Source organism: Sphingomonas sp. DMC6, assembly GCF_056314225.1.
This window is the reverse complement of the sequence record NZ_JBQUYT010000010.1, coordinates 43,673-62,168: the sequence shown is the minus strand read 5'-3', so window position 1 is coordinate 62,168 and position 18,496 is coordinate 43,673. Positions and strand designations below refer to the sequence as shown.

General features: G+C 65.5%; 13 protein-coding genes. 6 read left to right on the top strand and 7 right to left on the bottom strand.

Translation table 11 applies throughout. The features are described from left to right. Positions 1-27 precede the first annotated feature (27 nt). The gene (locus ACT53M_RS17885) at positions 28-2,469 is read right to left on the bottom strand and encodes a TonB-dependent receptor (protein WP_476235111.1); all 2,442 of its coding nucleotides are present in this window, start codon (positions 2,467-2,469) and stop codon (positions 28-30) included. Positions 2,470-2,843: 374 nt separating this feature from the next. Here ACT53M_RS17885 and ACT53M_RS17880 point away from each other — a divergent pair, with 374 nt between their 5' ends. Beyond that, entirely contained in the window at positions 2,844-3,221 is a 378-nt protein-coding gene (locus tag ACT53M_RS17880) for a PepSY domain-containing protein (RefSeq protein ID WP_476235110.1), read from the top strand. On the opposite strand, the gene ACT53M_RS17875 is transcribed toward ACT53M_RS17880, so the two are convergent. Then, a complete protein-coding gene (locus ACT53M_RS17875) occupies positions 3,184-4,587 on the bottom strand; it encodes a sensor histidine kinase (protein WP_476235108.1) in 1,404 nt (467 codons plus the stop codon). The genes ACT53M_RS17880 and ACT53M_RS17875 overlap by 38 nt on opposite strands. Next, complete coding sequence (locus ACT53M_RS17870) at positions 4,578-5,258, bottom strand: response regulator transcription factor (protein WP_476235107.1); 681 nt, start codon at positions 5,256-5,258, stop codon at positions 4,578-4,580. The genes ACT53M_RS17875 and ACT53M_RS17870 overlap by 10 nt, the downstream gene beginning before the upstream one ends. A gap of 155 nt (positions 5,259-5,413) precedes the next feature. On the opposite strand from ACT53M_RS17870, the gene ACT53M_RS17865 reads away from it, so the two are divergent. Further along, on the top strand, positions 5,414-6,460 hold the full coding sequence (locus ACT53M_RS17865) for a LacI family DNA-binding transcriptional regulator (RefSeq protein ID WP_476235106.1): 1,047 nt from the start codon (positions 5,414-5,416) through the stop codon (positions 6,458-6,460). Here ACT53M_RS17865 and ACT53M_RS17860 read toward each other — a convergent pair. Both ACT53M_RS17860 and ACT53M_RS17855 read right to left on the bottom strand, forming a co-directional pair. Then, positions 6,439-8,055 carry a glycoside hydrolase family 43 protein gene (locus ACT53M_RS17860; protein ID WP_476235105.1) on the bottom strand — a complete coding sequence of 539 codons (1,617 nt, stop codon included), beginning with the start codon at positions 8,053-8,055 and terminating at the stop codon, positions 6,439-6,441. The genes ACT53M_RS17865 and ACT53M_RS17860 overlap by 22 nt on opposite strands. Beyond that, positions 8,052-9,299: an MFS transporter gene (locus ACT53M_RS17855; RefSeq protein WP_476235104.1), complete on the bottom strand. Its 1,248-nt coding sequence runs from the start codon at positions 9,297-9,299 to the stop codon at positions 8,052-8,054. Before ACT53M_RS17855 ends, ACT53M_RS17860 begins: the two co-directional genes overlap by 4 nt. A 406-nt stretch (positions 9,300-9,705) precedes the next feature. Here ACT53M_RS17855 and ACT53M_RS17850 point away from each other — a divergent pair, with 406 nt between their 5' ends. Together ACT53M_RS17850 and ACT53M_RS17845 are read left to right on the top strand one after the other, a co-directional pair. Then, complete coding sequence (locus ACT53M_RS17850; protein ID WP_476235103.1) at positions 9,706-12,588, top strand: TonB-dependent receptor plug domain-containing protein; 2,883 nt, start codon at positions 9,706-9,708, stop codon at positions 12,586-12,588. Between the two features lie 124 nt (positions 12,589-12,712). Beyond that, the gene (locus ACT53M_RS17845; RefSeq protein WP_476235102.1) at positions 12,713-14,803 is read left to right on the top strand and encodes an alpha-N-arabinofuranosidase; all 2,091 of its coding nucleotides are present in this window, start codon (positions 12,713-12,715) and stop codon (positions 14,801-14,803) included. A gap of 9 nt (positions 14,804-14,812) precedes the next feature. Here ACT53M_RS17845 and ACT53M_RS17840 read toward each other — a convergent pair whose 3' ends face one another. Further along, a complete protein-coding gene (locus ACT53M_RS17840) occupies positions 14,813-15,751 on the bottom strand; it encodes a hypothetical protein (protein WP_476235101.1) in 939 nt (312 codons plus the stop codon). Next, the gene (locus tag ACT53M_RS17835) at positions 15,751-17,043 is read right to left on the bottom strand and encodes a glycosyltransferase (protein WP_476235100.1); all 1,293 of its coding nucleotides are present in this window, start codon (positions 17,041-17,043) and stop codon (positions 15,751-15,753) included. The genes ACT53M_RS17840 and ACT53M_RS17835 overlap by 1 nt, the downstream gene beginning before the upstream one ends. 547 nt (positions 17,044-17,590) lie before the next feature. Between ACT53M_RS17835 and ACT53M_RS17830 the strand changes: the two genes are divergently transcribed. Further along, positions 17,591-18,067 carry a helix-turn-helix domain-containing protein gene (locus tag ACT53M_RS17830; RefSeq protein WP_476235098.1) on the top strand — a complete coding sequence of 159 codons (477 nt, stop codon included), beginning with the start codon at positions 17,591-17,593 and terminating at the stop codon, positions 18,065-18,067. A 69-nt stretch (positions 18,068-18,136) separates the two neighbouring features. Then, entirely contained in the window at positions 18,137-18,490 is a 354-nt protein-coding gene (locus tag ACT53M_RS17825; protein WP_476235096.1) for a hypothetical protein, read from the top strand. Positions 18,491-18,496 lie beyond the last annotated feature (6 nt).

Here is an 18,496-nt window from a genome sequence, read left to right as displayed (position 1 = left end):
CACCCCCGGCGGCCCCAGCTTCGGGGGTTAGAACTTCACGCGGACATCGACGATGAAGGCGCGCGGCGGCAGATAGCTGAACTGGTCGCTCTGCCCATAGCCGCTCTGGTAGGCGGTGCCATTGACGGTGGTGGTCGGGGCACCCGACGAGCTGTTCGCGATCGACGTCACCGCGCGGCTGTTGAACACGTTCGACACCGTGGCGCCGATGCGGAAGCGCTTGCCGATATCCTGGCTTATCGCCGCTTCGCCGATGCTGTAGGGCTTGATGCGATAGAGGCGCAGGCCCGGCAGACCGTTATACTCGGTCGCATATTGCGGGCCGGTATATTTCTGGTTGAACGACAGGCGTAAGCCATTGCGATGATAGACGAAGCCGACGGCGCCGGTGGAGAAAGGCGCCTTGGCGATCTGCGCGCCGGTCGAGACGTTCTGCGCATAATTGTACGAAGCGTTCGCGAACAGCGACAGGCCGGTCAGCGGCATCACGCTCGCCTGACCCTCGACACCCTTGTAATGGACCTGGCCGATATTGACGAGCAGCGTCGTGTCGCAGCCCACTGCGGTGCAGGTGCCGATCTTGTTGTTGACGTTGATGATATAGCCATCGACGTCGAGCGACACCTTCTGGCCGTGCCACACCGTACCGACCTGATAGTTGGTGGTGGTCTGCGGCTTCAGCGCATCTAGTGCGGTCGAAAGCTGGCCCGAGGCCGAATAGAAGCTCGACAGATCGGGCACATACATGCCCTGCGCATATTGGGCATAGAAGGCCCAGTTGCGCATCACCTGCCAGTTGGCGGTCAGGAACGGCAGCGTCTTGGTCCAGGTCGCGCTGGTGTCGAGCGGGCTGCGGGTCTTCTGGTTCAGCGCTGCGTCGACGCCGCGGTTGAAATGGACATATTTGATACCCGGGGTGATCGACAGGCCGTCCATCGGCCGGAACTCGAATTCGCCGAACAGCTGATACTGGTCCCAGTTCGAATGCTGGACGAAGTTGATGTTCGCCTGCGAGATCGGCGGCAGGGCATTGGCGGCGGCGGTGCCGCTGCCGTTGTTGAACTTCTCGTTATAGCTCGGCAGGCCGGTGGTGCGGTCAAGGTCGAAATTATGGCGATCGGTGGCGGCATGTTCGTACCAGCCGCCGACGCGGATCTTGCCGAGCGCGAAGGTATAGTCAATCTGGCCGATATAGCCGAGCACGCGATATTTGTTGAGCTTGTTATAGCCGAGAATGTCGTTGGCATTGGCCGGATTGGTCACTGCCTTGTAGGGCGATGCCGGCGTGCCGGCGCCGCTGAAGCCCGTGATGACAGTACCGGTGTTACCTGACATCGTGTTGTTGGTGTAGCCGTACATGTACACGCGATTGTCCATCGCGAAGCCCGAGCCGAGGTTGCTCTGCAGGCGCAGGTACGAGAAATCGGTGCTCTTGTCGGTGCGGTTGTACTTCCAATAGTCCATCGAGTTCGGGTTGTTGCTCAGCCCGTAATTCTTGCCCCAGATGCCGACCTGCGAGTTGGCGGCGCAGTTTTCACCGGTCAGCTGGGTAAGCGGCTGGCCGTCCGGGCCCAAAGCGGCCTTCGGGAAGTTGCCCGATCCCATGGTCGCGCTGCCGCAGGTGGCGCCTTTCAGCACGTCCGACTGATAATAGAAGTTGCGGTTATAGGTGCTCATCACGGTCAGCGTGTTGGCCGTGCCGATGGGGATCACGCCCTTGGCATAGAGGTTCTTCGAACCGACCTGCGAATAGCTGAGCGCACCGTCCGAGGTGAGATACTGGCCGGTCACGACGAAGCGGGCGCCGCCCAGCTTGTCGATCGTGCCGCTCTGCAGCTCGGCGCGGCCCATGAAGGTGTTCCAGTTGCCCAGGATCGCTTCGACCTGGCCGCCGCCCTGTTCGGTCGCGGCGCGCGAATAGAGATTGATGTTGCCGCCATAGCTGGCCTGGCCCAACTGGCTGGCATTGCCCGGGCCGCGATCGACCACAGCCGTTTCGATCGTGTTCGACGGGAAAAAGGCCGTTGAATGGTGCGTCGGGTTGTTGGTGTCGGCAAAGGGAATCGAGTCGTAGGTGACGTTATATTCGCCGTCCTGGAAGCCGCGGATCGTCACCTTGCTTTCGGAAAGGCCGAAACCGTTGTTGTTGCCGGTCAGCGACACGCTGGGGGCCAGCGCGACCAGCTCGTTGAAATCGGCCGCCGGCATAGTGGTGTCGATATAGTCGCGGCTGATTGCCGACTGCGGCTGGGTGGTGGTGAGCGAGGCGGTGAGCGGCGCACCGGCAGCGGTACGCGAACCGATCACGAGCACGTCGGACGAGGTCAGCGACTGCTTGTCGTTCGCCTGACCGGCCTGGTTGGCGCTGGTCGACTGATCTGCATCCTGGGCGTGGGCGATGGCGGGGAACGCGAGTGCGCCCGTCCCGACAGCCGCCAGCAGCGCGGCGCGAAGTGCGATGGTTTTCATGATCTTCCTCGTTGGCTGATTGCGTTGGGGGTCTTGCCGGTCCGCCGCGCGCAGTGCCGCAGCGCGCATGGCGGGCATGCGCGACAGGGCTGGGCGCACCGCGCACGCGGACGCCGCCAGAAGTCTGGCGTTGAACAATGGAATCCCCTTTGACCCCGGAGCGACCTGCAGCACGGTTCCGCACCGCTGCTCCTGGATTTTCCGCTAGGTCCGGCGCATGACGGATCTGTGACTCCGGGGTGTTCGCAACCGCGGAATCAGCCAACATTGCAAACTTAGAATGTTCGGATCATTCCGCTGTCACATCGCCGTTGTGATAGCAGAATGCCGCGCATTTCCTGTGCGCGCTGCTTTCATGATGGGACGAATTCTCGATGCGTCGCTGGCACAAGATGCTTGCCCCCTGGTTCGCGCTGCTCCTCTTCCTGCTCGCCCTGACCGGCGTTGCCACTCAGGCGACGTCGCTGCTGGATGTGCGCACCAAGCCTGCCGCCGCTGCGGTCGAGGCAAAGCCGCACAAGCATGGCGACGGAGATGCTGCGGCGGCCGCGCCGCGCGAGAAGCGCAGCGCGATGGGCGGATGGAACCACTGGATCAAGAAGCTGCATTCGGGCGAAGCGCTGGGGCCGGCGGGCATTGCGCTTAATCTGCTCGGCGGAACGGCGCTGCTGTTCTTCGCCTGCTCGGGCTTCTGGATGTATCTGTCGATGTGGCTCAGGCAGCGGCGGGCCCGGCGACTGCGGGCGCGCTGATCGCGTCGTTCGCGGGAATGCGCACCCGGACTTCGAGCCCGGGTGCCGCATCTGCCAGATCGAGCTGGCCGTGGTGAAAGCGAACGATCGCCTGGGCAATGGCGAGACCCAGCCCGCTGCCGCGCGCGCCTGAGGCTGCCGTACCACGCTCGAAGGGTTGCGTGACGCGCGTCAGATCGCCCAGCGGCAGGCCCGGGCCATTATCGCGAATGGTGATGACCGCCCCGTCGGAGTCGCGCTCCAGCGACAGTCGCGCGCAGGTGCCGGCGGGGGTGTGCGTCGCGACATTTTCCAGCAGATTGACCAGCAGCTGATTGATCAGATCGGCGTCGCCGGTGATGGTCACATCGTCGAGGCGGCCGACTTCCAGCCGCCCGCCATGGTCGGCGAGCACCGGCTCCATCGTATCCGCGACATCTTCCAGCAGCGGCCGCAGCGATAGCGCCGCCATGGCGGAGGGATGCCGGCCCGTCTCGATCTCGGCCAGGCGCAACAGTGCGTCGAAGATCGCGATGATCGAGGCACATTCGCGTTCCGCTCGCTCGAACATGCTGGCGAACACCGGGTCGCCATCGGCCGAACCCTGCGCCAGCAGCGTGCGCAGCCGGGTGAGGGGTGTACGCAGGTCGTGGGCGAGATTGCTGGAGAACAGCCGCTGGGTGCGCACCAGATCCTCCATCCGGTCGAGCATCCGGTTTAGGCTCTGCGCCTGTACGGCGAACATCCCGTCCAGCCGGTCTGTGGGAATGCGGCGGCTCAGGTCGCCCCCCGCAATCGCATCGGCGGCATCCTGTGTCTCCGCCAGCCGCCGCGCGGTGAGGCGCGCGAACAAGAGCGTGGCCGAAACGCCCATCACCATGGCGGCAAGCGAAATGGCGAGCACTACGCGCGGCAACAATGCGTGCAGGCTCGCCGCCGCCTCGCTGTGCTGGACGATGACGAACAGGCTGCCGCCCGGCAGCCGCGTCGCGATGGCTCGGCCGGTCTGCGGCGTGCGCGAGCCGCCATAGAAGCTGACGTCGGAAAAGCCCTCGGGCGGAGGCGTGATGTCCAGCCGGCCGGCGATACGGCGTCCGCTCCGGTCGAACAGAACATAGGTCCGCTCGCTCAGCACCTTGCGCTGTTGCCAGTCGAGAATCTTGGCGCTCAGCGTGGCTTCGTCCACGCGGCTGCCGTCGCCCGGCTTCAGATATTTGGCGGTGTGGTAGCGCAGTGACGTGTCGATCCGGCTGGAAACCCACGCATCGGCAACGCTGAAGGCGACCATGCCGATGGCGATCATCGCCAGCGCGAAGGCGATGCCGACCTGCACCGCCAGCCGCCCGACGCCCCGATTGCGCGAGGAAAGCGGGGCGATCAGACGCATCGTTCGGACCGCAGGATATAGCCGGCGCCCCGCTGCGTTTCGATCGGATCGCAGCCTAGGCCCAGCAGGGCGGTCCGCAGCCGGCTCATATTGCTTTCGACGATGTTGGTGGTCGGCGAAAAGGAATAGGACCAGACGCCTTCCAGCAGCATCGAGCGCGTAACGAGGCGGTCGGCGTTGCACATCAGATGGGCCAGCAGCGAATATTGCTTGCGGTTGAGCACCACTGCCGCGTCGTGGAAGATCGCGCGGTGGCTGCTGGGGTCCAGCCGCAGCTGCCCCACTTCGATCTGCGCCGGTTCGCTGCGTGGCGTGTTGCGGCGGGCGATGGCGTGGAGCCGCGCTGCCAGTTCGTCGATGTCGAACGGCTTGGCCAGATAATCATCGGCGCCGACCTGCAGTCCCTCGACCCGGTCCTTCACCGATCCCAGCGCACTCAGCATCAATACCGGCACGCCGTGCCCTTGACCGCGTAACTGGTCGAGCACCGCCAGCCCGTTCACGTCGGGCAGCAGCCGGTCGAGCACGATCGCGTCATGCTGGCGATGCTCCAGCGCACACAGCGCATCGGCGCCGGTTTGCACCAGCGTCGTATCGTGCCCGCGCTGGCCCAGGCCTGCCACGATATGCTCCGCGATGACCGGATCGTCTTCGACTATCAGGAAATGCAAGGTGCCGCTCCCTATCCGGACCGATGCTTGCGGCGACGGTGTGACAAACGAATGTCAGTTCTGTGTAGGTTGAAAGACGCTGCAACGCCGGTTCTTCCCGGAAGCCTCGCCATGGCGTAGGCCAATGCTTGCGTATGGCACACAAGAGGGAAGCGGTGGCAAGACGGAGCCGGCTGGCGCGGGGCGCGACGATTATCGATGTGGCGGCCCGCGCGGGCGTGTCTGCGATGACGGTTTCCCGCGTCATCAATCGCCGCAGCGGCGTGAGCGAAGAGACGCGCGCAGCAGTGGAAAGCGCAATCGCGGCGCTGTCCTACACGCCCAATGCCGCTGCGCGCAGCCTGGTAACGGCAGCGGAGCTGCGGATCGGCGTGGTGTATTCCAACCCCAGTGCCGCTTTCATGAGCGAGTTCCTGACCGGCGTGTTCGAGGAAGCGTCGATCCGCGGCGCGCGGCTGGTGCTGCTAAAGGGGGAGGGCGGCCACCCGCCGAGCGAGGCGGAACTGGTGAAGTTCGCGAGTGCGGGGCTATCCGGCATCATCCTCGCGCCGCCGCTGGGGGAATCTCGCGCCGTGCTGGCGGCACTGCGGCCGGCGGGCGTGCCGATGGCCGCCGTTGCAGCCTATAAGGTGCCCGGCGCCACCTGCGTCCGCATTGACGACCATCGCGCCGCCTATGAAATGACGCGCCACCTGCTCGAGCTGGGGCATCGCCGGCTGGGGTTCATCGTCGGCAATCCCGATCAAGCGGCCAGCGCCGAACGCATGGCCGGATTCTACGAAGCGGTACGCGAAGTCGCCGATATCGAAGTGAAGGTGGCGCAGGGCGATTTCAGCTATGCCTCCGGCCTGGTGGCGGGCGAGCAACTGCTCGACGGCCCGGCGCCCCCCACGGCCATCTTTGCCAGCAACGACGATATGGCGGCTGCCGTGGTGTCGGTTGCGCATCGGCGCCAGCTCGACGTGCCGCGCCAGCTTACCGTCGTGGGCTATGACGATACGACTGCGGCCGTCACCTTGTGGCCACCGCTCACCACCGTGCACCAGCCGCTGCGCCGGCTGGCTGCCGAAGCGCTCGCACTGGTGGCAAGCGACGTCGAACTGGCGCGCGGCAAGCACCGGCCGCGCGTGCTGGAATATAGCATCGTGCGGCGCAGTTCGACGGCGTCGCCACCGGAAAATCAGTCGGCCGACGCTTCGTAGCGGAACCAGGCGAAATCGGCGTGGATGCCGGCGCCGGCCATGTCCTGACATGCCATGCCGACAAAGGCGCCGGTGAAATTGGGCAGGCCGGGCAGCGTCACTTCGTCCGACAGGATGCTGGCGTCGAGCGCGGGGCCTGCCGGTTGCCATTCCGCCATGTCCGCCCCGCGCCAGGCGAAGTGCAGCGCTGCCCCGTCGACCATGACGCGCAACTCTATCGGGCCGTCCGGCAGCGTGTCGGCAATCACCGTGCCGGTGCAGCCATGCGCCGGATCGGCCGAAAGCAAGGCGAGCTGGCGCGCGCCGTCATCGTCCGGGGTTACATGGAGATAGTGGAATTTGGTGCTGTTATAATAGCAGACCAGCCCCGCCGCCTGCTGGAAATTGGCGGGGGCGAACTCCATCCGGGTGGTGGCGGTGTAGCGGAAATCGCTCTGGCGGCGCGCGAGCAGTGCCTGCTCGAAATGGCTGCCGATCGTCTCCCGGCCGAACAGACGCAGCCAACCGGCGCGCGCGGACAGGCTGAACAGCCTTTCGGGGTACGGCGAGCGCAGCCATTGCAGGTCGGCCGGAAGGTCGCCCGTCGTGAAGCTGCCGTCCCAGGCGGCGTCGGGCCAGGGCGCGGGCGCGAGCGGCGGCAGGGGCGGGGCGGGATCGGGCCGGCCGCTGCCGTCCAGCGTGCGCAGCCAGCCGTCCTCGCCCCAGCGCATCGGCTGGATCGCGGTTTCTCGCCCCAGCACGCAGCGCTCCCGTCCCGGCAAGGGGCGGCCGCACAGATAGGCAAGCCAGGGCGTGTCATCGGCAAGCGTGACCAGATCGCCATGACCGGCGCGGGTGATGGCTCCCGCTCGCGCGCCTTCCGCGTTCAGCACGGCGCCTTCCGGGTGCACGGTATAGGGGCCGAACAGGTCGTGCGACCGTGCCATTACCACCGCATGTTCCCAGCCGGTGCCACCTTCCGCCACCAGCAGATGGTACCAGCCATCCCGCTTGTAGAGATGCGGCCCCTCGGTGAAGCCGCGCTCGGTTCCGGCGAAGAGCATCCGCCGCTCGCCCACCAGTTGCAGCGTGGTACGATCGAGCTCCTGCGCGACGATGCCCGCGAAGCGCTGGCGATCGGGGCGGTGGTCCCAAAGCATGTTGAGCAGCCAGCTACGGCCGTCGTCGTCATGGAACAGCGCAGGGTCGAACCCGCTGCTGTTCAGCGGCACCGGATCGGACCAGTCGCCGTCGATCCGGTCGGCGGTCACCAGATAATTGTGGAAGTCGCGGAGGGACGCGCCATGCGCGCCGTTCACCGTCGTCTGCCCGTAGCGCTTCACATCGGTATAGACGAGCCAGAAGCGGCCGTCCTGATAGGTCAGGTCCGGTGCCCAGACGCCGCAGGAATCGGGATTGCCGCGCATGTCGAGCTGGCTCGCGCGGCGCAGCGGGCGCGCGGCGAGGCGCCAGTGGACCAGATCGCGGCTGTGGTGGATCTGCACGCCGGGGAACCATTCGAAGGTCGAAGTGGCGAGGAAGAAATCCTCGCCGACGCGGACCAGCGACGGATCGGGGTTGAACCCGCGCAGCACGGGATTGCGGAAATGGGTCATGCGGGCTTGCGTACCAGGGTCCAGAGAAGCAGGGCGCCGAGCAGATCGAGCACGCCGAGCAGGATAAAGAAGGGGCCATAGCCGACCCGGTCGACGAGTCCGCCGAGCAGCAGCGAAAAGACCAGCACGCCCAGATTGCCGGCCAGGCCCGCCAGCCCCGCAGCGGTCGCCACTTCGTTGCGGCGGAACAGGTCGGAGGCCATGGTGATGACGGTCACCGAGAGCGTCTGGTGCGCGAAGCCGCCCAGACAGAGCAGGGCGATTGCCGCATAGGGACTGGTGACGGTGCCGACGAACGCCATGCCGGTCATCATCACCGCGCCCAGCGTGAAGGCGCCGCGCCGGGCATCCACCAGCGCCACGCCGCGACGCTGCAGAAAGGCGGCGACGGCGGGGCCGAACAGGCACCCCAGATCCGCCGCAAGGAAAGGCAGCCAGGCGAACAGGGCGATCTGGCCCAGGTCGAAATGGCGCACCCGGGCGAGATAGAGCGGCATCCAGAAGGACAGCATGCCCCATACCGGGTCGGCGAGCATGCGCGGCAGGGCAATGCCCCACAGGTCGCGGCGACGGAGCAGCCCGAGGATTGCCGGGCGCGCGCCATCTGCAGTCAGCCGCGCCTCCTGCCCCGCGGCGATATAGGCGCGCTCCGCTTCTCCCAGACGGGGATGGCGCCCGGGCGGCCGATACCAGAAAAACCACAGCAGCGCCCAGACAAGGCCGATGCCGCCCGCGACCAGAAAGGCCAGCCGCCAGCTTTGCGTCAGCACCGCCCAGGCGACGAGCGGCGGGGCGAGGATCGCGCCGAACGATGCGCCGATATTGTATATGCCGCCCGCCACGCCGCGCTCGCGCGCCGGAAACCATTCGGCGACCAGCTTCTGCCCGGCGGGCTGCGCCGACCCTTCGGCCAGACCCAATACACCGCGGAGCGCCGCAAAACTGATCCAGCCGCTGGCAAAGACATGGGCCATGGTCAGCAGCGACCAGACGCCGACACAGATCGCGAAGCCCAGCCGCAGACCGGCGCCGTCGAGCAGATAGCCGGCAAGCGGCTGGAACATCACGCCCAGCTGAAACGCGCCGGTGATCCAGCCATATTGCTCGCTGCTGATCGCCTGCTCGGCCAGAATCAGCGGCGCCGCCACGCCCAGCACGGCCCGTGCAAGATAGTTGATGACCATCGCCCCGACGAAGAGCGCGATGATCGTCCAACGGAGATGGGGGATGCCAAAGCGGCGCAAGGCGTACTCCGTTAACGTGAACAAGAAGGCGATTCAGAAACGGTCGCCAGCACGGCCCTGGGGACGGGTGATGGCACCAATGTATCACAAAAGAAGCCGATTCGTACTGCCCTTGGTGAGTTTCTGCAAGGGTTTCGGCAACTTGTCTGACTATTGACAGGGCGTCGTATTGGATTTAACCCATAGATGTTAACGTAAACATTTGTGCATTGCAGCAGGCTTCCGGTCAGTGAAGTCTGGTGAAGTGTATCTGCAAGCGTCGCCGCCAGCGGCGCCTGCGGCAATCATAATAATCAAGATCAAATATAAGATCAGGGAGAGCGGGATGTTCTTGAGAGTCGTGGCTCGGCGCGGTTTGCTTTTCCGCAATGTGTCCTTCGGAGCGATTTCACTGGCGGCATGTGCCATGGCGGCGCCGGCGCTGGCGCAGCAGGCGGAGTCGGTGCCGGCAGCTGGTTCGAACAGGGCCGATGCCACTGCGCAATCCTCCGGCAGCACCGAAGAGGCGATCGTCGTTACCGGCACGCGCCTGGTTGTCAGCGGCTTCACCGCGCCGACCCCGACCACAGTGATCGGCGAGGAACAGATTGCCGCCAATGCCCAGCCCAATGTGTTCACCACCATCGCCCAGCTCCCCTCGCTGCAGGGCTCGAGCGGCACGCAGGTCAACACCTTCAGCACGTCGAGCGGGCAGCAGGGGCTCAGCTCCTTTTCGCTGCGCGGTGTCGGCACCATCCGGACGCTGACGCTGCTCGACGGGCAGCGCGTCGTGGGCGCGAACGTTACCGGCGTTCCCGACATCAGCCTGTTCCCGCAATTGCTGATCAAGCGTGTCGACGTAGTGAGCGGTGGCGCCTCGGCTTCCTATGGCTCGGACGCTGTGGGCGGCGTGGTCAACTTCATTACCGACACGCATTTCCGCGGCATCAAGGGCAATATTCAAGGCGGCATCACCACCTATGGTGACGATGCCCAGGGGCTGGTGCAGCTCGCGGCGGGCGACAGTTTCCTCGGCGAGCGGCTGCATATCGTCGGCAGCGTCGAATATGACAAGGAAGCCGGTATCGGCGGCGGCCAGTGGGGCACCGGCCTCGCCAACGGCCGCGACTGGTTCAAGCAGACCACGCTGATCAACCGCGGCGTCCTCAACGACGGTTCGCCGCAATATCTGGTGCGCGATTATGGCCAGTCGATCACCTTCACCAAATATGGCCTGATCACCGCCGGTCCGCTGCAGGGCACCGCCTTCGACCGGAACGGCAATCCCTTCCAGTTCCAATATGGTTCGAACGGCGTGCCGGCACGCGATGCCAAGGGCAACGTCACCGGTTGCTACCCCGGCTACTGCCTGGGCGGCGACCTGTCGGGCAACGTCGATGCAGGGCGCTCGCTCAAGTCGGCGATCGAGCGGCTCGACGGCTATGGCCGGGTAGGGTTCGATTTCGCGCCCGGGAACGAGCTTTATGTCAGTGTCAATATCGGCGAGGTGAAGACCCATAACCAGCCGGTCAACGGGCAGAACAAGCCGGGCCTGACGATCCAGTGCGCCAATCCGTTCGTGCCCGCTTCCATCCAGGCGGCCTGCACCACGGCAGGCATCACCAGCTTTGCCTATGGCACCAGCAACGCGGCGCTGGGCAACACCCGCGTCAACACCGATCGCCGCCAGTATCGCTTCGTGCTGGGCGCCAAGGGCCGCGCGCCGGTGCTGGGCAGCGACTGGAACTATGATGTCTATCTGGAGCACGGCACCAACTATACCGACATCGACGTCCACAATATTCTGCTGACCAACCGCTTCAACCAGGCGATCGACGCCACGCTGGTGAACGGTGCGATCGTCTGTCGCGATCCGGTGGCGCGGGCCAATGGCTGCCAGCCGCTCAACATCATCGGCGGCATGCCGTCCGACGCCGCACTGCGCTACATCATGCCGGAACGGGGCCCCTATCAGCGCACCCGTCAGACTCAGGATGTCGCCAGCTTCAACTTTTCCGGTTCGCCGGTGAACTTGTGGGCGGGGCCGCTGACGGTCGCGTTCGGCGGTGAGTTCCGCCACGAATATTACAAGGTTCGTGCCGATCCCTATGGCGCCGGCTTTGCCGCAACCCCGGCGGGCGGCGACTACCCGGCCGATCCTGTGCTGCTGACCGGCGGCAACAACTGGTATGCCGGCAACTACAAGAACGGCAGCGGCGCCTATAGCGTGAAGGAAGCCTTTCTCGAGGCGAACGTGCCGCTCCTCAATTCCGAGGGCGCGGGCCACGCCAACCTGACCGGCGCGGCGCGCGTTACGGATTACAGCACGTCGGGTATAGTCTGGGCATGGAAGATCGGCGGCACCTGGGAATTGCCGATCGACGGGCTGCGCATCCGCGGCGTCACCTCGCGCGACGTGCGGGCGCCGAACCTGTCCGAACTGTTCGCCGCGCCGGTGACGACGACGCTGCCCAATTTCTATGATCCGTTCCGCAATACCAATGTGCTCGCAATCCAGAACAGCATCGGCAACCCCAACCTGAAGCCCGAAATTGCGCGTAACACCACCATGGGCATCACGCTGGCAAACCCCGGCTGGATGCGTGGGCTCAACCTGTCGTTCGACTATTACAAGCTGAAGATCCGCGACGTGATTTCCAGCCTGGCCGCAACCGACATTGTCCAGCTCTGCTACCAGAAGGTGCTTCCCAGCACGTGCAGTGTCTTCAATCTGAACAACAGTGCCGGCCCCAACTACATCAACGTCCAGGCATTCAACCTGGCATCGATCGATACCGCTGGCTTCGATATCGAGGCGAGCTATCGCTGGCAGCGGCCGCTGGGCCTGCCGGGCAGCCTGACGCTGCAGGCGCTGGCCACGCATGTCATTCGCTACATCACCGATACCGGCCTGCCGGGCACTTTCCCGGTCGATTCCGCGGGCAGCAACCAAGGATCGACGCCCAACTGGAAGTGGCTGGCGGTGCAGACGTACCAGAACCAGGCCTTCTCGCTGCTGGTGCAGGAGCGCTGGTTCAGCGACGGGACGATCGGCAACCAATATATTGTCTGCCAGTCGAACTGCCCGGCCTCGACCGCCGCGCACCCGACCATCGACCAGAATTTCATCCCCGGCGCCTTCTATCTCGACATCGGGGGCACGGTGAACATCACCAAGGCGATCACGGCCTATGCCAAGATCGATAATCTGCTCGACCGGAATCCGCCGCGTTCGACCATCTTCAACAGCCCGACGCTCTACGACCAGATCGGCCGCGTCTATCGGGCGGGCGTGCGCTTCAAGTTCTGAGGGCGGTGCGCGCGGGCTTTCCCTTCCCCGAGCCGGTGCCTGCGCCTCCGCACTCTTCCTGTGCCGCCGACCTTAGGGCCGGCGGTTCCCTTTGGCCGACATGGCCGCGATGAGGAGACAGGCCTTGTTTTCTATCCGCACCGTTCGCACCCGGATGCTTGCCACAGCCATGCTCGCGCTGGGCACGGCGGCGCCGCTCTTCGCAGCTTCCGACGGGCCGGGCCCGGTACAGGTGCGGATCGATATCACGCGGCGATCCGCACCTGTCTCGCCCTATCTCTACGGCATGTTCATCGAGCCGATCGGGGGACTGGTGAACCGCACGCTATGGGCGGAAATGCTCGACGACCGGAAATTCTACTATCCGGTCGGGCCCGCCAGCCGCGATGCACCGCCGCCGCTCAATGCCGAGGGCCGACCCGGCGTCAGCTATCGCAAATGGCGGCCCGTTGGCGGGGACGATGCCATCGTCATGGATACAGCGCAGCCCTTTGTCGGCGCACAAAGCGCCAGCGTGGCGGTGGCGGGGGAAAGCCCGCGCGGACTGTCACAGGCGGGGCTGGGGCTGGCCCGGGGCAAAAGCTATACCGGGCATCTGTGGCTGCGCGGCGATGCCGGAGTGGCGGTGACGGCAACGTTGATCTGGGGCGAGGGGCCGCAGGGGCGACAATCGGTTCGCCTGCCGGTGCCGGGTACGGCATGGGCCAAGGCCGATTTCGCCTTCACCGCCGGTGCCGATGCGACGGATGCCCGGCTGGAGATCACCGGCACCGGCAGCGGTCACTTCGCGGTGGGAGCGGTGTCGCTGATGCCGGCCGACAACATTCATGGCTGGCGCGCCGATACGACGGCGATCGCCCGCTCGCTCCGCTCCGGTTTCTGGCGGCTGCCGGGCGGCAATTTCCTGTCCAACTGGGACTGGCATGAAGCGATCGGCCCGCGCGACAAGCGGCCGCCGATGTTCGACCATGCCTGGAGCGCGATGCAGACCAACGACATCGGCATGGACGAGTGGATGGAGCTGTGCCGCCTGATCGGCGTCGAACCCTATGTGACGGTCAATGCCGGGCTGGGCGATGCCAATTCGGCGGCCGAGGAAGTCGAATATCTGAACGGAGCGGCGGCCAGCACTTGGGGCGGGCTGCGCGCGGCGAACGGCCATCCCGAACCCTATGGGGTCAAATGGTGGAATATCGGCAACGAGCCGTTCGGCTGGTGGCAGATCGGCAAGACCTCGCTCGAATACTATCTGATAAAGCACCGCGAATTTGCGCGGGCGATGAAGGCGCGCGATCCCTCGATCGTCCTGATCGCCTCCGGGGCGATGCCGGACCAGCTCCATCCCAAGGGCGTGCAGCAGAATAGCAGCCTGGAGAATATCCAGCCGAAATTCGGCACCGAGGAAGACTGGACCGGCGGCTTCTTCGACAAGGCATGGGGCAGTTTCGACGGGATCACCGAGCATTGGTACGACCGGGCGGAGGCTCGGCCCGATGCGCCGGCCGCGGACGAGCTGATGGAGTTTGCCCGCGCGCCTTCCACCCATGTCCGGATGGAGGCGCTGGAGTGGGACATCTATCGCAGCCGCTTCCCGAAGCTGCGCGATTCGGGTGTGTTCCTTTCGATCGACGAATATGCCTATCTGGCGGGCGAGCCGAACCTCAAATCCTCGCTCGCCTATGCGATGGTGTTTCAGGAAATGCTGCGCCACAGCGATTTTCTGACCATGGCGGCATTCACGACTGGCGCCTCGACCATGGACATCACGCCGACCGGTGCGACGCTCAACGCAACGGGTATGGTCTTCAAACTCTATGGCGAGCATTTCGGTGCGGGCACCGTGCCGGTGGCGCTGATCGGCGATGCCCCGCAGCCGGCGCCGAAATATCCGGTCGGCTATGCGCATCCTCAGGTGGTTGCGGGCAGCCCGACCTGGCCGCTCGACATGGTCGCGGGGCTTTCACCCGACGGGCGCGTGCTGCGCATCGGCGTGGTCAACGCGACCTATCAGCCGCAGCGGCTGGCGTTGCAGGGCGTGGCGCTGACCGGCGCGGGCACGCGCTGGCTGTTGCAGGGCAAGGGGCTGACCGCGCGCAACAAAGTGGGGGCGGCTCCCGAAGTCACCATCTCCAGCGCCGCCGTGCGGGGCGCTGACAAGGCGATCGACGTTCCGGCGACCTCGGCTGTGATCTACGAGCTGGCGCTTGCGCGATAGCGCCGGCGTTCAGGCAAGCGTGGTCGCGGGACGCAGTTTCAGGCGGCGCGGCACGGCGCGACGCGGCAGCAGGTCGGCGAGCGAGGCGACGCCGCCGACCAGCACATGCGTCGCCAGCGTGAGCGCCGCCACGAACAGCACGGCGCCGGCCAGGCCCGAGCCGGTGCCGATCAGCGCCGCGATCAGCGGCGCCAGCAGCGTGTCGCGCGCCGGGATCAGCGGCAGACGATAGATCATCATCCGCACCGTCGCGACGACCACCAGCGTACCCGCCGAAATCTCCGGCAGCAGCAGCTTCCACAGCATCGCCGTGAGCAGCAGGCTGACGGCGGTGCGGACACAGTGAATGCCGAAGGTTTCCAGCAGCGCGCGCCGCGGCAGCGTGAACACCATGCGGCGGAAGGCGAAGATCGCGAGCGACGAAATCACCACCACCGCGGTTGACGCCAGCAGCGTGTTGAGCAGCGTGCCGGCGGCGAGCGCATAGAGAATCGGTGCCGTCATGCCGACCATCACCAGCGTCGCGATATTGCCCGCCAGGGCCGAAGTGACCGCCACGTCGCGCAGCGTTTCGAACACCGGAACGCCCGGCGCCACGCGCCCGCGCGCCCAGACATAGAGTTGGGCGTCGCCCGAATAGCCGAACACCACTTCGTTCGCGACCTGCTTGCGCAGCAGTGCGGGCAGCGCGTCGATGCCGATGCCCCAGATCCGGCGCAGGATCAGCCAGTCCATCACCGGCGTCAGCACATAGACGCCGAGGAAGCATAGCCAGAACAGCGGGCTGATCGGCGCGCGGAGCAGCATCGTCAGGTCGACGCCCTTCAGCTCGCGCAGCACCGCCCAGAGGATCGCCACGGAAATGGCGAGGCCAGCAACGGCCATCACCCGATCCCGACCAAGCCGGGCGATCAGTGCGGAGGCGCGATTACGAAACGTGGCGAACATTACGCATAGGCCTCCGGCTCGAGCGCCTGCAGGCGGGCACCGCGCTGGACGAGCACGGCATCGGCAAACAGGTCGAGATAGCGCTGCGCCGAACGCTCCAGCGTGAAGCGGCGCAGATGCTGGTACAGCCCCGCAGGCGGCGTGGTGTCGACGGCGGCGGTGCGGATCGCCTCGGCAAGCGCGGCGGCGTCGCGCGGCACGATCGTGCCGAAGCGGCCCTGGCCGAGCAGGCCGCGCAGGCCGCTGCCGCAATCGGTCGTCACCACCTTGAGCCCGGCGGCCAGAGCCTCGACCACTGCAGCCGGCACGCCTTCGTAGCGCGACGACATCAGCAGAATGTCATAGTCGGCCAGCTGCGACGCGGCATCGGGCACATGGCCCGCAAGGTCGACGCGGTCGGCAATGCCGAGCGAGGCGGCCAGCGCCTCCAGCATCGGCCGCTCCGGCCCCTCACCATAGATAGTCAGCCGTTCGTCGGCGCGGGCACCGGCGGCGAAGGCGGCGAGCATCAGCCCGAAATCCTTCTGATGCGCCAGGCGGCCAACGGCGACGAAGCGGCGCGGCGCACCGGCAGCGGCCGGTTCGCGCGGATCGGCGAAGGACAGCGCGTCGATTGCCGGATCGTGGACGACATGGCCGCGGCGGGCCATCGGCCGGGGAAGATCGGCGAGCATCGCTTCGTCCATCACCACCCAGCCGGCGGCGCAGCGCGCCTGCAGCCACAGCCAGAAGCGCCAGCCGAGCCGGGCCACGGGGTTGAGGTCGCGGCGGACCAGATCGTTGCTGATCTTCACGACGATCGGCGGGCAGGAACGGCCGAGCAGCAGCACCATCGCCAGCGCGACGATGGTGTAGGTGGAACCGGCGACGAACAGCAGGTCCGGGCGCTCGCGGCGGATCACCTGCGGCAGCTTCAGGATCATCCACAGCGTTTCCCAGCTCGCCTGGCTGCGGCGGGGCTGGGCGGGCACCTCATACGCGATGCCGGGCGCGAATTCGTTGCGCATCGCGCCGTCTTCGCGGCCGAGGAACAGCGGCGCATCAATGCCGAGCGAGCGCCAGTGGCGCACCATCCGCAGCGCGACGCGCTCGACGCCGCCGGGTTCGAAACTGTGCAGGAACGTCAGTACGCGCAGGCCATTTCCGCCATGCGAGGCGCGTGGTGCGGGCTGGCGCGCGCCGCTGACGCCCGTATGCGATGCACCGTCCCGGCTCGCCTCCTGCCGGGGCGTGGGGAGGGTCGGGCCCCGTTCCTGCGCGCGCGTGCGCTGCGTGAGTTTGCTTGTGATCACGTAGGAAAGACGGCGCCGAAACGCGAACCCGCAGTTAACCACTCGAAAATATTTTCGCCGAGCATTTAGCAGGTGGAACCATCGGTAGGCCTTGCTCGTCTCGCCGAGTCGCCCTGTTTTTCTGGCCGCGCGGGCAAGGCAGCGTAGCGTCCGCCTAGGCGGACGCGCGCAGCGCCGTCGTTGCGCTAGTGGAATAATATTTTCACCGCCGTTCCGGGTGCTTCGACGGGACACTGTGTTGTCCGGCCTTTCAGGCGACAGATCTACGGCTGTTACGGTAAAGCCAATTAATATAAATGAGAAATATCCAAGAATGTATCGCAGGAGATGTTGGTTGTATCTCGAATGAAACAAATATTTGATCAACATTTATCCAAAATAGATAAATTATACGATAGAAATTGGTGTACCATGCTTGTCATTGCCTCGGTTTTGTTCGATTGTGTCTCGAAAATTGTGGCGTAATAGTTGAGACATCGCCCGCGGCTTTGCATGTGTCGAGCTGGTTTTGGTTGAGATTGTCGGACCATTGTGGCTAGTGGGGGCCATGGAGCGCAGTGGGGCCGATCTTCTTACCGACCGGGAAAGAGAGTGCCTGTTGCGTGTCCGGGACGGCCTTTCCTCCAAGGAAATCGCTGCCGAACTCGGCATTTCGCATCACACCGTCGATCTGCATCTGAAGCGCGCGATGAAGACGCTGGGTGCCGCCAACCGGCGGGACGCCGCGCGGCGCATCGAGCTGCCGCCCGTCGCGCCTCTTCAGGCAGAAAAACCGCCGTTCCGGGGATTGGGTACCCAATCGGACGACCTTGCCGATCCGCCGGCCGGGCTGCTTTCCTCGCCCCTGCCACGGATGGAAACGCCACCGCGCTTGCCGGTGCCGTTCCTCCGCCAGGGGAGGCAACGCAATGACCTGACGCCAACGCAAAGGCTGGGCGCGATCGTGATGATCGCCGTTCTGCTGCTGATTGCCGTAGCCAATTTCTTCAACGGCCTGGGCGCGCTCTACACCATTACCGGCTGACCGCCTCCGGTCCGGGAAATCCATTGATTAGTGCTGGAGCGCATTCGCCTCCACAGGGGAGCAAGAATCATGACTTCACCCAAGACCATTGCCGCTGTCCGCATCGCCCGCTCGCTGCAGCCGGCGGAAAAGGCCGTCAACGAAGCCGCGCTGAAGGTGCTGGCGGTCGGCACGGCCGTTCTCACTGCCCGTGTTGACGGTACCTTTCACCCGCTGGAAGCCCAGTCGGCAGTCGAGTTTCTCGGCGACGCAACCGCCAAGGTGTTCGGCGCGCTGAAGGACATCAAGCAGATGCACGGCGAACTGCGCGCGGCAGCCGTGCGCCATCAGGTGCTGGGCGAGGGCGATATCTTCGAAACCCCGCCGCACGACACGCCGCACGGCGAACTCGAAACCGTGGTGGCGATCAGCGAAGTCGCGTGAATGTGC